This window comes from Rhodococcus sp. PvR099, from assembly GCF_017833315.1.
In the GTDB taxonomy this organism is placed as follows: Bacteria; Actinomycetota; Actinomycetes; order Mycobacteriales; family Mycobacteriaceae; genus Rhodococcus_G; species Rhodococcus_G oryzae.
This window is the reverse complement of sequence record NZ_JAFIBV010000001.1, coordinates 4282094-4299918: the sequence shown is the minus strand read 5'-3', so window position 1 is coordinate 4299918 and position 17825 is coordinate 4282094. Positions and strand designations below refer to the sequence as shown.

Annotated in this window: 14 protein-coding genes; 8 read left to right on the top strand and 6 right to left on the bottom strand. The window is 69.6% G+C overall.

Features of this window, described 5'->3' with window-relative positions:
• Positions 1 to 234 precede the first annotated feature (234 nt).
• From trmB to JOE46_RS19800, 3 genes are read left to right on the top strand one after another with little or no spacing between them, the layout of a single operon-like run.
• Positions 235 to 996, top strand: coding sequence for a tRNA (guanosine(46)-N7)-methyltransferase TrmB (gene trmB, locus JOE46_RS19810; RefSeq protein ID WP_374102905.1), 762 nt, complete (start codon positions 235 to 237; stop codon positions 994 to 996).
• Positions 993 to 1712 (top strand): NYN domain-containing protein, encoded by a 720-nt coding sequence (locus JOE46_RS19805; protein WP_209928208.1) that lies wholly within the window; start codon positions 993 to 995, stop codon positions 1710 to 1712. The genes trmB and JOE46_RS19805 overlap by 4 nt, the downstream gene beginning before the upstream one ends.
• The gene (locus JOE46_RS19800) at positions 1712 to 4345 is read left to right on the top strand and encodes an MMPL family transporter (RefSeq protein ID WP_209928206.1); all 2634 of its coding nucleotides are present in this window, start codon (positions 1712 to 1714) and stop codon (positions 4343 to 4345) included. The genes JOE46_RS19805 and JOE46_RS19800 overlap by 1 nt, the downstream gene beginning before the upstream one ends.
• A gap of 30 nt (positions 4346 to 4375) precedes the next feature.
• Here JOE46_RS19800 and JOE46_RS19795 read toward each other — a convergent pair whose 3' ends face one another.
• The 5 genes from JOE46_RS19795 to JOE46_RS19775 all read right to left on the bottom strand — a co-directional run bounded on the left by JOE46_RS19795 (position 4376) and on the right by JOE46_RS19775 (position 10146).
• Positions 4376 to 6289: a DUF2339 domain-containing protein gene (locus tag JOE46_RS19795; protein WP_209928204.1), complete on the bottom strand. Its 1914-nt coding sequence runs from the start codon at positions 6287 to 6289 to the stop codon at positions 4376 to 4378.
• Between the two features lie 97 nt (positions 6290 to 6386).
• On the bottom strand, positions 6387 to 7058 hold the full coding sequence (locus JOE46_RS19790; protein ID WP_097213829.1) for a DUF1707 domain-containing protein: 672 nt from the start codon (positions 7056 to 7058) through the stop codon (positions 6387 to 6389).
• Positions 7059 to 7100: 42 nt separating this feature from the next.
• On the bottom strand, positions 7101 to 7748 hold the full coding sequence (locus JOE46_RS19785; RefSeq protein ID WP_097213828.1) for a response regulator transcription factor: 648 nt from the start codon (positions 7746 to 7748) through the stop codon (positions 7101 to 7103).
• Positions 7748 to 8941, bottom strand: coding sequence for a MacS family sensor histidine kinase (macS, locus tag JOE46_RS19780; protein ID WP_209929208.1), 1194 nt, complete (start codon positions 8939 to 8941; stop codon positions 7748 to 7750). Before macS ends, JOE46_RS19785 begins: the two co-directional genes overlap by 1 nt.
• A gap of 44 nt (positions 8942 to 8985) precedes the next feature.
• Positions 8986 to 10146, bottom strand: a complete 1161-nt coding sequence (locus JOE46_RS19775; RefSeq protein ID WP_097213827.1) for an AI-2E family transporter — start codon at positions 10144 to 10146, stop codon at positions 8986 to 8988.
• A 195-nt stretch (positions 10147 to 10341) separates the two neighbouring features.
• Here JOE46_RS19775 and JOE46_RS19770 point away from each other — a divergent pair, with 195 nt between their 5' ends.
• The 4 genes from JOE46_RS19770 to JOE46_RS19755 all read left to right on the top strand — a co-directional run bounded on the left by JOE46_RS19770 (position 10342) and on the right by JOE46_RS19755 (position 15627).
• Positions 10342 to 11796, top strand: coding sequence for an adenylate/guanylate cyclase domain-containing protein (locus JOE46_RS19770; RefSeq protein WP_097213826.1), 1455 nt, complete (start codon positions 10342 to 10344; stop codon positions 11794 to 11796).
• 30 nt (positions 11797 to 11826) lie between these two features.
• The gene (locus JOE46_RS19765) at positions 11827 to 13008 is read left to right on the top strand and encodes a YbhN family protein (protein WP_307861315.1); all 1182 of its coding nucleotides are present in this window, start codon (positions 11827 to 11829) and stop codon (positions 13006 to 13008) included.
• Positions 13009 to 13217: 209 nt separating this feature from the next.
• Entirely contained in the window at positions 13218 to 14915 is a 1698-nt protein-coding gene (locus JOE46_RS19760; RefSeq protein ID WP_209928202.1) for a 2-isopropylmalate synthase, read from the top strand.
• A 160-nt stretch (positions 14916 to 15075) separates the two neighbouring features.
• Positions 15076 to 15627, top strand: coding sequence for a YceI family protein (locus JOE46_RS19755; protein WP_077040183.1), 552 nt, complete (start codon positions 15076 to 15078; stop codon positions 15625 to 15627).
• A gap of 70 nt (positions 15628 to 15697) precedes the next feature.
• Here the strand turns inward: JOE46_RS19755 and JOE46_RS19750 are convergent, their stop codons facing one another.
• The gene (locus JOE46_RS19750) at positions 15698 to 17242 is read right to left on the bottom strand and encodes an FAD-binding protein (RefSeq protein WP_209928200.1); all 1545 of its coding nucleotides are present in this window, start codon (positions 17240 to 17242) and stop codon (positions 15698 to 15700) included.
• 168 nt (positions 17243 to 17410) lie between these two features.
• Between JOE46_RS19750 and JOE46_RS19745 the strand changes: the two genes are divergently transcribed.
• Positions 17411 to 17797 (top strand): DUF3054 domain-containing protein, encoded by a 387-nt coding sequence (locus tag JOE46_RS19745; RefSeq protein WP_257017775.1) that lies wholly within the window; start codon positions 17411 to 17413, stop codon positions 17795 to 17797.
• Positions 17798 to 17825: the final 28 nt, after the last annotated feature.

Below are 17825 nucleotides of genomic sequence, written 5' to 3'. Positions count from 1 at the left end.
CCCCCCCAAAGAAAAGAACGCGCCCCCCGGCGCGCCCCGAATGATCGCAGCCTCCGTGGCCCGACGCACCACGAGGCCAGGAATTCGTCGATCACATCACCGAAACGCCAGGTCGCGACCTGTTCACCGGCGGCGGCCGCGGCGGCGCGACCCGCGTCCGGACCCCCACCCGGCGGCACCCGCCCGGGAAAGTCTCAACTTTCACTTCAGACCCACCTGCCACAACCCTCCGTCATGCGTGACAATGGTCGGGTGAATGACGCGAAATCCCGGGTGGCAGGGGCCACCGAACAGGGTTCCCGCCTGTACCCCCGGGTGACCAGTTTCCGCTCGCGCCGCGGCGCCCTGACCGACCCTCAGCAGCAGACCTGGGACCGGCTGTGGCCCGAGATCGGCGCCGATGTCTCCGACGCTCCACTGGACGTCGCCGGGTGGTTCGGCCGCGAGGCCCCGACCATCGTGGAGATCGGCAGCGGCACCGGCACCGCGACCGCCGCCATGGCCAAGGCCGAGCCGCACGCGAACCTGATCGCGATCGAGGTGTACCGGCCCGGTCTCGCCCAGCTGCTGCAGGCGATCGAGCGGGACTCGATCCCCAACATCCGGGTGCTGCGCGGCGACGCCGTCGACGTGCTCGAGAACATGCTGGGACCGGAGTCGCTGACCGGCGTCCGGGTGTTCTTCCCTGACCCCTGGCCCAAGGCCCGCCACCACAAGCGCAGGCTGCTGCAGGGGCCGACGTTCAAGCTGATCGCGGAACGGCTGATGCCGGGCGGCGTGCTGCACGTCGCCACCGATCACGCCGAGTACGCCGAGTGGATCGCCGAGGCAGGCAATGCCGAACCGCTGCTGACACCTCTCGACTGGGAGGATCTCGCGCAGGGTCCGGCCGATTCGCCGATGACCCACGAACGACCGGTCACCAAATTCGAGAACAAGGCGCAGCAGGTTGGCCGACCCATCACAGAGCTGATCTGGGGAAAGGTTCGAGCATGAGTGTGAGCGAGCGGTTACCTGACACGACACCGACCGACACCGTGGGGGCAAACTCACTCGCGGACGAGACTCGTGAGGTGCGGCACCAGAAGCGGGTGCTGCTGGTGTGGGACGCGCCGAACCTGGACATGGGCCTCGGCGCGATCCTCGGTGGCCGCCCCACCGCCGCCTACCGGCCACGATTCGACGCCCTCGGGCGCTGGCTCCTCGGCCGGACCGCCGAGCTGTCCGGCACCAGCGGGGTGCGCCTCGAACCAGAGGCGACGGTGTTCACGAACATCGCCTCGGGCAGCGCCGATGTCGTCCGCCCGTGGGTCGAGGCCTTGCGTAATGTGGGTTTCGCGGTGTTCGCCAAGCCGAAGATCGATGAGGACAGCGATGTCGATGCCGACATGCTCGACCACATCGCCCTTCGCGCTCGGGACGGCGGGCTGGCCGGGATCATGGTCGCCTCCGCCGACGGTCAGGCCTTTCGCGAACCGTTGGAGGACATCGCTGCAACCGGTGTTCCGGTGCAGGTTCTTGGCTTCCGCGAACACGCGAGCTGGGCGGTCGCCTCGGAGATCCTCGAGTTCGTAGACCTCGAGGACATCCCAGGGGTGTTCCGCGAGCCGCTGCCGCGGGTGAGCCTGGAGTCCCTGCCCGACGAGGGTGCCTGGTTGCAGCCGTTCAGACCGCTGTCGGCCCTGCTCATCGGGCGTCAAGGAGTTCAATAGTGTTCGCCACCTGGGGCCGACTCGTCTACCGCCTCCGATTCGCCGTGATCGGAGCGATGGTCGGGCTGATGCTCGCCCTCGGCGCGTACGGCCTCGGGTTGGAGAACAATCTCAGCCAGAGCGGCTGGGACGACCCCGGTTCCGAATCGGTGGCGGCGGCCAAGCTGGCCGACGGCACCTTCGGACGCGACACCGTCGCCGACGTGATCCCCGTCTACACCGCGCCCGAGGGCAAGACCGTCGACGACCCGGCGTTCGGCGCGAAGATCACCAAGAGCCTGGACGAGCTGGCGGCGAACAACCCGGACGAGATCCTCAAGATCAACGCCAGCTACTGGTCGACCAAGATCGCCCTGATGGCCGATGCCTCGAAGGAACACGCGTTCGCCAGCGTCGCCATCAAGGGCGACAACGACACCGAGGTCGCCGGGAACTTCAAGAAGGTCCGCGACCAGTTCTACATCGATGGGGTCGACGTCCAGCTCACCGGACTGCAGCCGGTCACCGGCACGCTCAACGACACCATGGCCAACGACGTGCACCGCATGGAGATCCTGGCCATCCCCGCCGTCGGCGTCCTGCTCTTCTTCATCTTCGGCGGCGTCGTCGCCGCGGCGCTGCCACTGATCGTCGGCGGCCTGACCATCATCGCCGCCAACGGCGTGGTCAAACTGATCACCCACCTCACCGAGGTCAACGCCTTCGTTGTGCCGGTGGTCTCGCTGATCGGCCTCGGCCTGGCGATCGACTACGGGCTGTTCATGGTCAGCCGCTTCCGCGAGGAGATCGCCGAGGGCTACAGCACCGGCGACGCCGTGCGGCGAACCGTCATGACCGCCGGGCGCACCGTGATCTTCTCGGCGACGATGATCGTCGCCAGCCTCGGCGGCCTGCTGATCTTCCCGCAGGGCTTCCTCAAGTCGGTCGCGTACGGCGCCATCGCGGCCGTCATCCTGGCCGCGGTGATCTCGGTGACGGTGCTGCCCGCGATCCTCGCCATTCTCGGTCGCCGGGTGGACGCGCTCGGACTGAAGTTCATGCGCAAGACCAAGACCACCGACGAGATCGAGAACAGTGTCTGGGGCCGGCTGACCCAGTGGGTGATGAAGCACCCGCTCAAGGTGACCATCCCGATCGTGATCGGCCTGCTGCTGCTCACCATCCCGATCTCGAACATCAAGTTCGGCGGCATCAACGAGACCTACCTTCCCCCGGACAACCCGACCCGCGTCGCGCAGGGCGAGTTCAACGAGCTGTTCCCCAACTCCCGTTCCGAGCCGGTCAAACTGGTGCTCGACGGCGCCCAGGGCGCAGAGATCACCCAGATCGTCAAGGAAGCCAACGGAGCGCCCGGTCTGGTCGAGAAGTTCACGATCAACAACCCGACCAAGGACGGGGTGACCGTCTTCAAGGCCGGCCTTGTCGACCGCAACGACTCCGAGGCGACGATCGACTACCTCCGGGCCATGGACGTGCCCGACGGGGTGACCATGCTGGTCGGCGGCACCCCCGCGATCGAGCAGGACTCGATCGCCGCGCTGCTGGACAACCTGCCGCTGATGATCACCATGGTGGTCCTACTGACCACCCTGCTGATGTTCCTGGCCTTCGGATCGCTGGTACTGCCGATCAAGGCCGTGCTGATGACCGCGCTTGGCCTCGGCGCCACCCTCGGCATCCTGACGTGGATCTTCATCGACGGAAACGGCGCAGGGCTGCTCAACTTCACGCCGGGACCGATCATGTCGCCGGTCCTGGTGCTGATCATGGCCATCATCTACGGCCTGTCCACCGACTACGAGGTGTTCCTGCTGTCCCGGATGGTGGAGGCGAGGGCACAGGGCGCCAGCACCACCGAGTCCGTCCGGGTCGGCACCGCGCACACCGGCCGCATCATCTCCGCGGCCGCGCTGATCCTCATCGTCGTCACCGGCGCGTTCGCCTTCTCCGAACTGGTGATGATGAAGTACATCGCCTACGGCATGATCGCCGCGCTCGTCATCGACGCCACCCTGATCCGGATGTTCCTGGTGCCCGCGACCATGAAGCTGCTCGGCGACGACTGCTGGTGGGCGCCCGCCTGGATGAAGCGCATCCAGGAGAAGCTGGGCCTGGGCGAGCCGGTTCTCGAGGACGAGCGGATGCCGTCCGACGTCCCGGTGATCGTGACTCCCCCGATGCCCGTCCCGGTCGAGCCGCGGCCCGCGAATCCCGTCCCGCTCACCAGGGCCGCGGTCGAGCAGGTCCTGCCCGCGCGCACCGCGGCTCCCACCGCGATCGCCGAGCACGAGGCGCCACTGTCGGAACCTCTGACCGAGCCGATCCCCCGGGCACACCCGCCCGTCGTCGCGCCGGAGCAGGCCCCGCGTCGGGCACCCGCCCCGCCACAGTCGAGCAGAGTTGCACCCGCCCCGGCGCAGGCGGAGCGAGACTCCCGTCCGATCGAGAGCTGGTTGGCCGAGCTGAAGGTGCCGCGGCCGCCGCAGGCGGCTCCTCCGATGACGGCTCCGATGCAGACAAACGGCTCGGACGAGTCCGCGGACGCGGACGAGGATCAGGGCAGGCACCGGCACTCGGCCGGCTCGCCGACGGTGAGCGTCAGCGAGCTGCTCGCCCGCCACCAGGAGGACTGAGGGCGGGGCGAGCAGCCAACGGTCGGGTGGCTATGTCTGCACCCGACCGCGCTGTGCGCCCTCGGCGAAGGCCCGGGCGTACCGGGTCCCCGCCGCCAGCAGCAACAGCCCGACCCCGATGAACGCCAGCACGCGGAACATCCCGTCCAGCGTCGCCAGGTCGAACAGGAAGAGCTTGGCCAGGGCCGCGAAGGTCAGGGTCAGGCCCGCACCGAGCGCGAGATGCGCCCGCTCCTGGTGCGCGAGCCCCCACCGCAGCGACACCGTCGCGAGCACCATCGCGACCAGGGTGGCCGCGCAGTGTCCGGCGATGAAGCCCCGGTCGGCACCCAGCACCGCGACACCGGTGGCCACCACCGCCGCGGTGCCCGCGTAGAGGGCGCCGATTCCGGCCGCGACCCAGGCCACATCGGCCCGCCGATCCTCGAGCAGACCCATCGAGTGCGCCTGCCCGACAACGAGAACCATCAGGACCGCCAGCATCGACCCGGACGCGATGACGGCGAGCGAGCCGACCGCGTCGGCCTGGTTCACCAGTGCCTCCGGCGGGGCGGCGTCGAGGAACAGCAGCGCGCCGATCGACCCGAACCCGATCCCGGCGCAGTAGGCGATCCGGGAACGAGCCTGACCGGCGACCGCGACCAGTCCGAGCGCCAACGCGAGCAGCACCACCGGGAGCGCGTCCCGGGGGCTGGCACCGGCGCTCGCCTGCAGCACCGCCAGGGATGCGACCGCCGCAACGGCGACCCGGGTGTGCCCGGGCAGCGGGCGCACCAACGCCGATACGGTGAGCAGCCCGGCCGCGAGCCCGCACTGCAGCGCCACCTCCGTCCAGCGGCCCGCGACGCCGCCCGAGAACAGCAGCGGCAACGTCGACAGCGCGAGCATCACCGTCGCAGTGACGTCAGAGGTGTTGCGACGCAACAGCACCAGCGCCGATCCGACACCGACCACGGCGACCACCACCGCAAGGGCCAGCAGCGCCACCGCGACCGGGCGGTGCCAGCCGGACCACGGCGAGGCCCCGCTCCAGCTGGCATCGGCGAGTGCGATCAGCATTGCGAGTACCGCCGGAATCGTCCGTGCCGCATGCAGATACGGCCAGTCCCTGCCGAGCTGGGGCGGGAACGCGGCGACCTGGAGCAGAACAAGGAAGACGAGCAGGGTGACGGTGAGTCCGTCCGCCAGGGCCGGGGCGAGCACCGCCACCGCGACCACGATGAGCGCGGCCAGCAGTTGCGACTGCCAGCGCGTCGCCAGCGTCATTCCGCCCGCGGCGATCCCGAAGGCGACCGCGAGGCCGACGACGGGCGGCAGCCAGCCGTAGTACGAGGTCACGGCGACCACGTCCAGGTAGCCACCCGCGACGCCGGTACCGACCAGGGCGAGGCCACCGACGCGTCCGCCTTGGCGCCCGAACACGCGGATGCCCGCCGCGACCAGGGCCACCGAGAACACGGCACCGGCGCTCACCCGGGCCACCGGGCCGAAGAACCCGGCCTGCGCGGCCAGCACCAGCAGCATCAGCACGCCGATCAGGGTCACCGCCGCGCCCGCGACGGCGAGCACCCGGCTGACCATGCCGTCACGCTGCCACCACGGCTCGCGGGGCGCTCGCCCGACGGCCTGCGGGCGAACCGGCGGCCACTGGGCGGGTTGCGCGAAAACCGGCGGAACGGACTGCGGCGCAGGCGGTGCCGGTGTCATCGGCCACTGTACCTGCGGCTGCGGAACCGGGGGCTGCGGTGCGTAGACCGGCGGCGGCGCGGGCGCCTGCGGCGCCGGCTGGGGCGCGGGGATCTCGAGCTGCGACCGGAGCCGCGTCAGATCCGCGGCGACACCGCGCATGTGCAGCCCGAGCGCGTCGAACTCACCGGACAGCCGCGCGACCAACTGCGGATCGATCTGGGGGCTTACGACAGAATTGCCTTCGAGATTGACCATGCGTCAACGATCGGCGCACGGGCCGTCGATCACATGAGTAGTCCTACCCAATCGGAATGGGGGTTTTGCGCGGGGTCCACACGGGCCCCCTCGGGGGTCAGCCGAGCATCCGCTTCCAGGTGGTGCCGAACGGGTGCTTGGCGGTCAGCGAGCCGAACCGCACCTTCCCCCGCACCACGACGTGCAGCGGGCCGATCGGGGGACCGGTGCGGACCTTGTTGGTGGCGCTGCCCGCGACCGTCTCGACGGCATTGAGGTCGACGGTGGCCTCCGGCGGGACGACGATCGAGATGGAGCTGAAGTAGTCCGACACGACGATCTCCACGACCTGGCTGGTCATGATCGCCTCGGTGAAATCCAGGGTGACGTCGGACATCATGCTGTCCACGTGCAGCGTCGGGGACACCTGCCACGGTCCCTGGCGTTTCACCGTCGACATCCGTCCGCGCACCACGCCGCCCTGGTGCCCGACCGTTCCCCGGTACGGCTCGGCGGGGGCGAAGTGCGGCTGAGGCTGGGGATGCGGCTGCGCGTACGGGGCGGGCTGGGGGTAGGGCGCGGCCTGCGGCGCGTGCTCCCCCACGAGCTGTATCCCGGGCAGGTCGACGAGCACCGCGTTCAGCTCGCCCCGTGTCTTCGCGGCGAGCGTGGTGTCCATGCGTTCGGTGAACTCACCGAGCGAGAGCATCCCCTGCCCGACCGCACGCTGGAGCAGCTGCCCGACGTGTTCGCGTTCCGCATCGGATACCCGCAGATTCCTCGCATCCATGTCGCCAGGATATGCGGCTCCGCCGCCCGGCGTGAAGCGGCTCTACAGCCCGCGTTCGATCGCGTACCGGGTCAGCTCGACGCGGTTCGCGAGCTGGAGCTTGCGGAGCGTGGCCTGGACGTGGTTCTCGACCGTCCGGTGACTGAGCGTGAGCCGAGTAGCGATCTGCTTGGCGCTCAGTCCCTTTGCCACCAACCGCAACACCTCCGTCTCTCGCTCGGTGAGCCGGGGCACCTCGGGGGCGCGGTCATCGGAGGGGCCGGATGCGATGCGCCGGTACTCGCCGAGCACCAGCCCCGCCAGGCCGGGGGTGAACACCGCCTGGCCCGCGGCGGTGGCCCGCACGGCGTCCACCAACTCGGCGGCCGAGGCGCTCTTGACCAGGTATCCGGTGGCCCCGGCCTTGATCGCTTCGAGCACGTCCTCACGCTCCGCCGACGCTGACAACACCAGCACGGTCGAGTCCGGCGAGGCCGCCAGTACCGCGGCCGTGGCCTGCGCCCCGTTTCCGTCGGGCAGCTGCATGTCCATCAGGACCACGGCGGGCCGGACCGCCGCGGCGCGCGTGCGCGCCGCCGTCACACCGTCCGCGGTGGCCACCACCGCAAAGCCGGCCGCCTCGAGATCGCGTGCCACCCCGTCCCGCCACATGGGGTGGTCATCGACCACCATGACCGTCAGCGGCTCCATCACGCTCTCCCCTTCCCCGACGCCTGCTTGCGCACCCTGATCTCCCATTCGACACCCTCGCCAGGGGTGTTTTCCAGCGTCGCGGCGCCGCCGAGGTCCGCGACCCGGCCGAGGATGGAGCGCGACACCCCCATTCGCCCCTCCGCTTCGGCCTCGGCGAGCCGACCGGGGGCGAACCCGACGCCGTCGTCGCGCACGGAGACGATCACCTCCTCGCCGAGGTCCTCCAGCAGCACATAGGCTTTCGCGCCCCCGCCTGCGTGGAGCTCGACGTTCGACAGGGCCGTCCGCACCACGGCCGCGACCTCCGCGGCCCGCTCCCGCGCCATCAGGACGGGGACGGCAGGCGCCGACACCCACACCGTGGTGCTGGCCTCGCCGCGCAGCAGCGGTCGCAGGTCCACGTCACCGTCGCTGTGCTGGGGGTACCTCCCGCTTGCGGGGGACGGTACCGCCTGCTCCGAGATCAGCTCCCGCAGCGCCACCTCCTGCTCACCCGCCAGCGTCGCCAATTCCAGTGTCGGGCCACCGATCTCGGTGCCGCGACGGCGGACGTACGCGAGCACCTGCAACACCCCGTCGTGAACCTCGCGTCCGAGCCGCTCCCTCGCCTCCGCGGCGGCGGTCAGCCGCGCGGCACGCTCGAGCTGCGCGTGCGAACGGCGCGCGGTGTTGGCGGCCAGCCCGAGCGCGAGCCCCACCGAGATCAGGATCGGTGCGGTGGCGTCGCGCCACAGGTCGAGATCGATCTGGCCCCGGACCAGCGCGCTGGCCACCGAGATCGCCGCCCCGGACGCGACCCCGAGCCATGGCCCACCGAGGATCGCCGCGGAGATCACCGCGTTCGTGGCCCACAACGTGGTGGGCAGCGTCTGATGCGTGGAGTACCAGTCCTGATCGGACACCAGCCGGGTCGAGGCCATCAGCGCCACGACCACCACCTGGTCGGCGGCGACCAACCACCGACGCGCCGCCGTGTTCCTGGACAGCCCGACCGCCGCGAGGCCCGACCACACCGCCATGAGCGCGACCATGACCCAGCTCAGCGTCGGCCGCGTGTAGTCCGATACCGACGCGACCTGATAGCTGACCGCGTACACCAGCGTGGCCAACCGGAACACCTGCGCGGCCCGCCACAGCGGCTCGGTGGCCCGTGAGTCTTTCCGGTCCTCCTGCGGGCCGAGAAGACTCACGGCGGCGGTGCCGCCCCGACTCACGGCGGCGGTGCCGCCCCGACTCACGGCCACTCGTCCGGGGTCGCCGGGAAGAGCGGAATCCGCGGGTCGGCGACCTCCACCTCGTCCGGCACCTCCTCCTGATCGGAGGCGAGCAGCGAGCGGATCGCGGTGTTGAGCACCGCGACGATCGGCACCGCGAGCAGACCGCCGACGATCCCGGCGAGCACGATGCCGGTGGTGATCGCCAGCACCACCGCGAGCGGGTGCAGCCGGACCGCGCGCCCGAGCAGCAACGGCTGCAGCACGTGCCCCTCGAGCTGCATGATCCCGATGATGATGCCGAGGGTGATCAGGGCGGTGATCAGTCCCTTCGTGACCAGCGCGACGAGCACCGCGACAAAGCCCGTGACGAAGGCGCCGACGATCGGGATGAACGCGCCGACGAAGACCAGCGAGGCCAGCGGCAGCGCCAGCGGCACCCCGAGGATCGCCAGCCCGACCCCGATCCCCACCGCGTCGGCCGCCGCGACCACGACGGTGGCCCGGACGTACCCGACGAGGGAGCCGAAGCCCTGGCTGCCCGCCAGCCGGACCCGCTCGCGCGAGGCGGTCGGGACCACCCGGGTGACGAACTCCCAGATCTGCTCGCCGCCGTACAGGAAGAAGATGACCGTGAACAGCGTCAGCGCGGCGCCGGTGAACAGCTCCCCGATCACCTTGCCGGTGGTCAGCGCGCCGCTGGTCACCGCCTCCTTGTTGTCCTGGATCGACTTGACCACCGAATCGCCGGCCTGCCGGATCTGGTCCTCGGAGAAGTGGAACGGGCCCGCGGTCAGCCAATCCTGGATCTGATCGATGGACTGGGTGAACTGGTCGGTCAGCTCCGGCAGGCCTGCGATGAACTGCTCGACGACGAAGGTCATGATCCCGGCGACGACACCGATCGCGACGACGAGCACCACCACCACGCCCGCCGATCGCGGCACTCCCCTGTGCTGCATCCAGTCCACCAGCGGGTAGAGCAGGGCGGCGGCCAGCAGCGCCAGACCGACGGGGATGAGCACCGTGTCCAGTTTGCTGATCAGGTAGCCGAGGGTGACCAGCCCGGCGAAGAGGACGAGCAACCGCCACGTCCATTCGGCGCCCACCCGCACGATGGGGTGCACCGCCCTGGCGTCACCGTAGGGCGGTGGATCCGATCGCGGCTCGTTCGCGCTCACCCCGGCGAGCCTATCGGCCGATGGGGCGTTGTGCGGGAGGCGGAGATCGGCGCGGCAGGGCGGGCGGTGAGGTCCAGGTCACGCCACGTCGACGCGGTGCGCTCGGCACCGGCACCGCACGACTAAGTTGGTCCTGTGCTGGCATCCTCCTATCGAGCGGTCGCGCTGACCATGCGTAGTCGATGGCCGCTCTACATGGGCTCGATGATCCTGGCCAACTTCTTCGGCGCGGTCCTCGTGCTGGCCTTCATCCGGTACGGCCTGCCCATCTCGGAGTCGCAGGCGATCATCGCGGATCGGGTCCGCAACGTCGTCATCTTCGGCATCTACCTGTTCTTCGCCGGGATCGTCAGCCTCGGCGCGGCCGCGATGATGCTGCGGTCGGTGATCCGCTGGCAGCTGCGCGGGGGTCCGCCGACCCGCGGCGAGCAGATGTCCGCACTGCACGCCCCGCTACGCCAGGCGATCGTGCACCTGATCCTCTGGGTCGTCGGCGGCGTGCTGTTCGTCTTCCTCACCGTCTGGGAGATGCCCGAGCTCGCCGTCGCCGTGATCGTGACGGTGTGCATGGCGGCGACCACCACCTTCGGGTTCACCTACATGCTCGGCGAGCGGATCCTCCGGCCGGTCGCGGCGAAGGCACTGAGCGAGGGGCAGTTCGACCGCCTCCTTGCACCTGGCGTCGGGCCCCGGATGGCGATGACCTGGGGTCTGGGCACCCTGATGCCGGTGATCGGGATCATCCTGCTGTGCGCCACCCAGCTGAGCACCGACCTCCAGTTCTCGACCAATGCGCTGGCCATCGCGATCATCTTGCTGTCCGGACTGGCCATCACCACCGCGTTCTCCCTCTCGATGCTCACCGCCAGCCAGATCTCGGATCCGATCCGGCAGCTCCGCAGGGCCATCGAGCGGGTGCAGCGCGGGGCCACCGATGTCCAGGTGGAGGTGTTCGACGGCAGCGAGATCGGCCGGCTGCAGGTCGGGTTCAACCGGATGATGAAGGACGCGGGCGAGCGCAAGCTGCTCCGCGAGCTGTTCGGCCAGCACGTCGGGGAGGACGTGGCGCGCCGGGCGCTGCAGTTCGGTACGGAGCTGGGCGGCGAGACCCGGTTCGTGGCCGTGCTGTTCGTGGACATGGTCGGCTCGACGGGCGCGGCGGCCGAACAGCCCCCCGGCGAGGTGGTCCGGCTGCTCAACGAGTTCTTCCGGGTGGTCGTCGACGTCGTCGACCAGCACCACGGATTCGTCAACAAGTTCATGGGCGACGCCGCGCTTGCCATCTTCGGTGCGCCTCTCGACCGGCCGGACGCACCGTCCGCGGCGCTGGCCGCGGCGAGGGAGTTGCGGTTCGCGCTCAACGACATCACCGGACTCGACATCGGCATCGGCGTGTCGGCGGGCCTGGCGGTGGCCGGGAACATCGGCGCCGCCGAGCGTTTCGAGTACACCGTGATCGGCGACCCGGTCAACGAGGCGTCGCGGCTGACCGAGCTGGCCAAGCTGCGGCCGAGCCGGGTACTGGCCTCGACCAGCGCACTGTATTTCGCCGACGACGAGGAACAGGCCGAGTGGGAGCTGGGCGATCAGGTACAGCTGCGCGGCCGCAACCGGGTCACCCACCTCGCCTGGCCGGTCCAGTATCCCTAGATGAGTGAAGTGCTTGGTTACGCTGGGCAGGTGGTAGCGCCGCAGCCCGACCGGAGCGAGGTCGTCCCCCACACATCGGAGGGGTCGACACCCGATCGCCCGCGCGGGCGGTTCTGGTGGGTCAAGTGGGTGGCGGGCGTGCTGCTCGTCGCCCTGCTCGTCGCCGAGGGCGTGTACCTGTGGCCGCGCCTGCACGAATCCTGGATCGCACTCTCCGAGATCCACTGGGGCTGGCTGGCCGCGTGCATCCTCGCGCAGGCCGTCTCGCTCAGTGGCTACGGACGCGTTCAGAAGCAACTGCTCCGGGCAGGCGGGGTGGCCGTCAGCCAGCGCAAGTCGGTCTCGGTGGTCTACGCCTCCACTGCTATGGCGGTGACGCTGCCCGCCGGTCAGGTCTTCTCGACGGCGTTCACCTACCGGGAAACCCGGCGGTGGGGCGCCAGCCCCGTCGTGGCGTCCTGGCAACTGGCGATCTCCGGGGTGATCGCGGGGATCGGGCTGGCGCTGATCGGGGTCGGGGGCGCGCTGCTGGTCGGCGGGTCGGTCAGTCCCTTCACACTGACCTTCTCCATCGCAGGCCTGATCGCGCTGATCTTCGCCGTCCGCTACGTCTCCGCGCATCCGAACTCCATCGAGGCCGCAGTCCGCTGGGCGCTCGTGCGCGTGAACGCGATGCGCAACAAGCCGGCCGACACCGGGATGTCCACGGTGCGGGAGATGCTCCAACAGCTCGAGTCGGTGCAGCTGGGCAAACGGGACGGCGCGATCACCCTCGGCTGGTCCGCGGTGCACCGCGTCGCGGACATCGCCTGTCTCGCCGCGGCCTGCTACGCGATCGGTGCCGACCCCGCCCTGTCCGGGCTGCTGATCGCCTTCGCGGCGGGCAAAGCGGTCGCGACCATCCCGCTCGCGCCGGGCGGCCTGGTGTTCGTCGACGCCACCCTGATCGCCACCCTCACCACCGCGGCCGGCATCAGCGCCTCGCAGGCCGTGGCGGCCGCCTTCGTGTACCGCGGGGTTAGCTTCATCCTTGTCGCGATGGTCGGCTGGATCGTCTTCCTCTTCCTCTTCCGCCGCCATCAGCACGAGGATCTGGAGTTCGATGTCGAGCTCGAACGCAGCGAACAGCGGGCGCTGCACGAGCCGCCTGCCGTCGAGATCGAGGGACTCGAGAGCCCGAAGGGCGAGCGGCAACGCCGGGAAAACAACTGATCAGCGGGTAGATCGAGCGCACTCATGCCGCGGGGGTGCCCATTACCCGAATCGGGCAATTGCCTTCTCCGCCGTGGCCGATCTCACATAGCCTAACTCTCATGCCATGTACGGGCGACACGCCGTGAGCCGCGGAGAGAATTGATCAGGCCCCTCTCCACCGCGGGATTCGAGTATGTCGACCGCCTCCTCTCACCCAAGGAGCCGACATGAAGTGGAATCGCCAAGTCCCGTCCGGTATGCCCTCGCACCGCTATCGGTCGCATTACGACCGGGTGCCGACGCCACCGGACGACGGCATCGGGCGTCAGTGGCCGTCCAACCGCCTCACCGAGGCACCGCTGTGGGCGCCAGTCGACCTACGGGACGGGAACCAGGCCCTTCCCGAACCGATGGACACCGCCCGCAAGCGGTTGATGTTCGAGCAGCTGGTCCGGATGGGCTACAAGGAGATCGAGTGCGGCTACCCGGCGTCCAGCCAGGCCGAGTTCGACTTCACCCGCGACCTGGTCACCTTCGACCTGGTGCCGGACGACGTCACCGTCGTGGCGTTCACCGCCGCGCGGCCCGACCTCATCGATCGAACCTTCGAGTCGGTGCGCGGCCTCGCCAATGTGGTGCTCCACGTCTACGTGCCCACCGCCCCGATGTGGCGATCCATGGTGCTGGGCCAGGACCGGAAGGAGTTGCTCGCCCACATCCTGAAGTCGGTGGAGTACGTGGCCCGCATCGGCGACACCATTCCTGGCATGCGGTACCAGTTCGCCCCCGAGGTGTTCAACCTGACCGAACCGGACTTCGTCCTCGAGATCTGCAACAGCATCACCGAGGTCTGGGATGCCAGCCCGGACCGGCCGGTCTCCCACAACTTCCCGACCACCGTCGAGACGGCAACGCCGAACGTCTTCGCCGACCAGATCGAGTACATGCACCGGCACCTCGACCGCCGTGAGTCGGTGATCCTGTCGGTCCACACGCACAACGACCGGGGCACCGGCGTCGCGTCATCGGAGTTGGCGATGCTCGCGGGCGCACAGCGCGTGGAGGGCTGTCTGTTCGGCAACGGTGAACGGACCGGGAACGTGGACCTCGTGACGCTCGGGCTGAACCTGCACTCGCAGGGCATCGACCCGATGATCGACTTCTCCGATCTCGACGCGGTGCGGCGAACGGCGGAGCACTGCAACAGGATCGATGTCCACCCGCGCCACCCGTACGTGGGCGACCTGGTGTTCACGGCGTTCTCGGGTACCCATCAGGACGCGATCAAGAAGGGGTTCACCAAACACAACGCGACGGCGAAGGCGGCCGGAGTGGAGCCCGTGCAGCAGCCGTGGGAGATGCCTTACCTGCCAATCGATCCCGCCGACATCGGCCGCGACTACGAGGCGATCATCCGGGTGAACAGTCAGTCCGGCAAGGGCGGCGTCGCGTACCTGCTGCAGACCGGCTACGGGCTCGACCTGCCGCGCGCCCTGCAGATCGACTTCGCGCGACGGGTGCAGCACACCACCGACGACGGCGGCGGTGAGGTGACCGCCGAGGAGCTGTGGAAGCTGCTGACGGCCGAGTACGCCCACCACGGCGCCCTCGACAAGTGGTCGCTCGAACACCTCGGGAACGGCGACCACCTGACGATCCGCGCGACGCTCGGCGATGTGCAGGTCAGCGGAGAGGCCTCGGCAAGTGGGCCGGTCGAGGCACTCACCCTGATCCTGGCCGACCACGGCTGCCCGGTGGAGGTGCTCGCGATGTCGCTGCAGTCGGTCGCCGAGGGCGCAGGCGGGCAGGCCATAACCTTCGCCCAGTGCCGGATGAACGGCAAGACGCAGTGGGGCATGGGCATCGAGTCGTCTGTCACGGCGTCGGCACTGCGGGCGGTGCTGGCCGCGGCGACGCTCGACTGATCCCTGGTGCTCATCGGGTGATCCCAGGAGGACCGCCGGCCGATTCCCTCGGCCGGCGGTTCTGTGTGGTGCAGGTCACATTGACTCGGAAATATTCGCGGCCGTGGCATCGTTGGACGGGGCACATGCTTGAAATTTGAACTACTTACGAGGAGTCCACATGACCACCGCCATCGCCCTCCCCACCCTGACCACCGGCACCTGGGCCATCGACCCGAGCCACTCCACCGTCGGCTTCTCCGTCCGGCACCTGATGGTCAGCAAGGTCCGCGGACGCTTCCAGGAGTTCTCGGGCGCCATCACCGTCGCCGAGGACGGCACCCCGTCGGTCACCGCCGAGATCCAGGTCGCCTCCATCACCACCGACAACGAGCAGCGCGACAACCACCTGCGCGCGGCCGACTTCTTCGACGCCGAGCAGTTCCCGACCGCCACCTTCACCTCCACCGGCGTGCGCGCCAAGGGCGAGGACTTCGTGGTCGACGGCGATTTCACCCTGCACGGCGTGACCCGCCCGGTCGAGCTCAAGCTCGAGTTCAACGGCGTCAACCCGGGCATGGGCCACGGACCGGTCGCCGGCTTCGAGGCCAGCACCGTCATCAACCGCAGGGACTTCGGCATCAGCATCGACATGCCGCTCGAGGGCGGCGGCGCCGTGGTGGGCGACAAGATCACCATCACCCTGGAGATCGAGGCCGGCCTGCAGGCCTGATCCCCCACGCGCAACAACGCCCCCGTCGCGACCCACCTCCTGGGGTCGCGACGGGGGCGTTCTCGAGTGGTTAGCTGCCCGCTGCCATGTCGAGCACGGCGAGGTGGCTGAACAGCATGCTGGTACCGATCGGGTTGCCGCCACCGGGGTAGACGGTGCCGCTCGGCGCGGCCATCGTGTTGCCCGCGGCGTACAGGCCGGCGATCGGGTTGCCCGACTGGTCGAGCACCCGCGCCGCGGTGTCGGTGCGCAGCCCGCCCTTGGTGCCGAGGTCGGAGATTCCGAACGCGGCCGCATGGAACGGCCCCTGATCGATCGTGACCAGCGGCGGCTCGCCGCCCGAGAACGCCCGGTCGTAGGCCTCGTCGCCGCGGCCGAAGTCCTCGTCGACGCCCTTGGGTACGAACTCGTTGAACCGCGCGACGGTGGCGGCCAGGTTCTCGGCGGGGACGCCGATCTTCTCGGCGAGCTCCTCGAGGGTGTCAGCGGTGTGCCACAGGCCCGCCGCCTGGTACTTCTCCGCCTCGACCATGGAGACGTTGGTGGCCTTGACCGGAGGAACCTCACCCTCCTTGTTGTCGTAGACCATCCAATACGGCAGCGTGACCGTGCCGTGCTCGAGCTGCCGGATCACGTCGCGACCGAGGCGGTCGTACGGCGCGGACTCGTTGACGAACCGCTTACCGTCCTGGTTGACGAAGATGCCGCCGGTGAACCACAGCGCGAACGCGGAGCGGCCATCCGGGTGGGTCATGCCCGGCGACCACCAGGCCTCGCCCATCAGGTCGGTGTCGGCGCCTGCCGCGATGCCGGCCTCGTGTGCCTTGCCCAGGTTGGCCCACGGGCCCATCGTGTCGCGGGCCTCACCGGGCACCCCGAACTTCTGCCGCAGCTCGTCGTTGCCCTCGAAGCCGCCGGCCGCGAGCACGACACCCTTGCGGGTGCGGATCGCGACGCGCTCGCCGTCGCGCTCGACGATTCCGCCGACCACGGCGCCGTCCTCGACCACCAGCTCGACCAGCGTGGTGTTCAGGTTCAGGGTGGCGTTCGGGTACTTCTCGATGGCCTTGAGGAACCGGGCGATCAGCGCGCGGCCGCCGATGAAGTAGTCGTCGGGCGCGGGGGTGCCGAGCCGGTCGACGTCCAGCGGTCCGCGGACCAGCTCGCGCAGCTCGGGGGCCTCCGACACCGGCAGCACCGACGGCATGGTGTGCCGCTGGCCGTCGAGGCGGGCCTTGGGGGCCTTGCCGAAGTAGTCGGGCCACGGCAGCATCTCGAACTTGAGGTTCTCGTCCTGCTCCAGGTACTCGATGAGCGGGCCGCCGCCGCGGACGTACGCGTCCTGCAGGTCACGAGGGGTGCGATCGCCGACGACTGCGTGGTAGTACTCGAGCGCGTCGTCGATGGTGTCGTCGGTGCCCGCGCGCCTGAGCACCGGGTTGCACGGGAACCACACCCCGCCGCCGCCGGAGTACGCCGTGGTACCGCCGAACTTGTCGGTTGCCTCCACCAGGATCACGTCCAGGCCCTCGCGGGCCGCGGTGTAGGCGCCGGTGACGCCGCCGCCACCCGACCCGACCACCAGCACGTCACACGTCTCGTTCCACTGCACCATTCTCTGCACCTCTCACACCGCCGCCCGCCAGGGCGGCATTCGTCGGCTCGACCGGACCGTCTTGGTATGCCCAAGGTAGGCGGCGGCGAGACCTGCATCACATCAACGTCCCAGTCAGAGGGAACATCCCGGTTCGGCGCCTGGGGATCCGCGGCTTACCCTGGATCCGTGAACAAGCGCCCGCCCGTCCTGGCCGTCCTGGCCGTCGACATAGTCCTGGTGGTCGTGTTCTGCGCGATCGGCCGACGGAGCCACGACGAGGCGAACGCGCTCGCCGGGCTGGCGACCACGGCGTGGCCGTTCCTCGGCGGGCTGGCGGCCGGCTGGCTGGCCAACGAGGCGCTGTACCGCAACAAGTCGTTCCCGGCCTCGGTGGTTCCGGCCGGGGTGATCATCTGGCTGAGCACGGTGGTGGTCGGGATGATCCTTCGGGTCATCGGCGGTCAGGGCACCGCGTTCAGCTTCATCATCGTCGCGACCAGCGTGTTGGCGGCCTTCCTGCTCGGCTGGCGCGCGATCTACGCCGCGGTCCGGAAGCGCTCGGCCGCCGCCTAACGAGTTGGCGTCGAGTCCCACCCCGCAC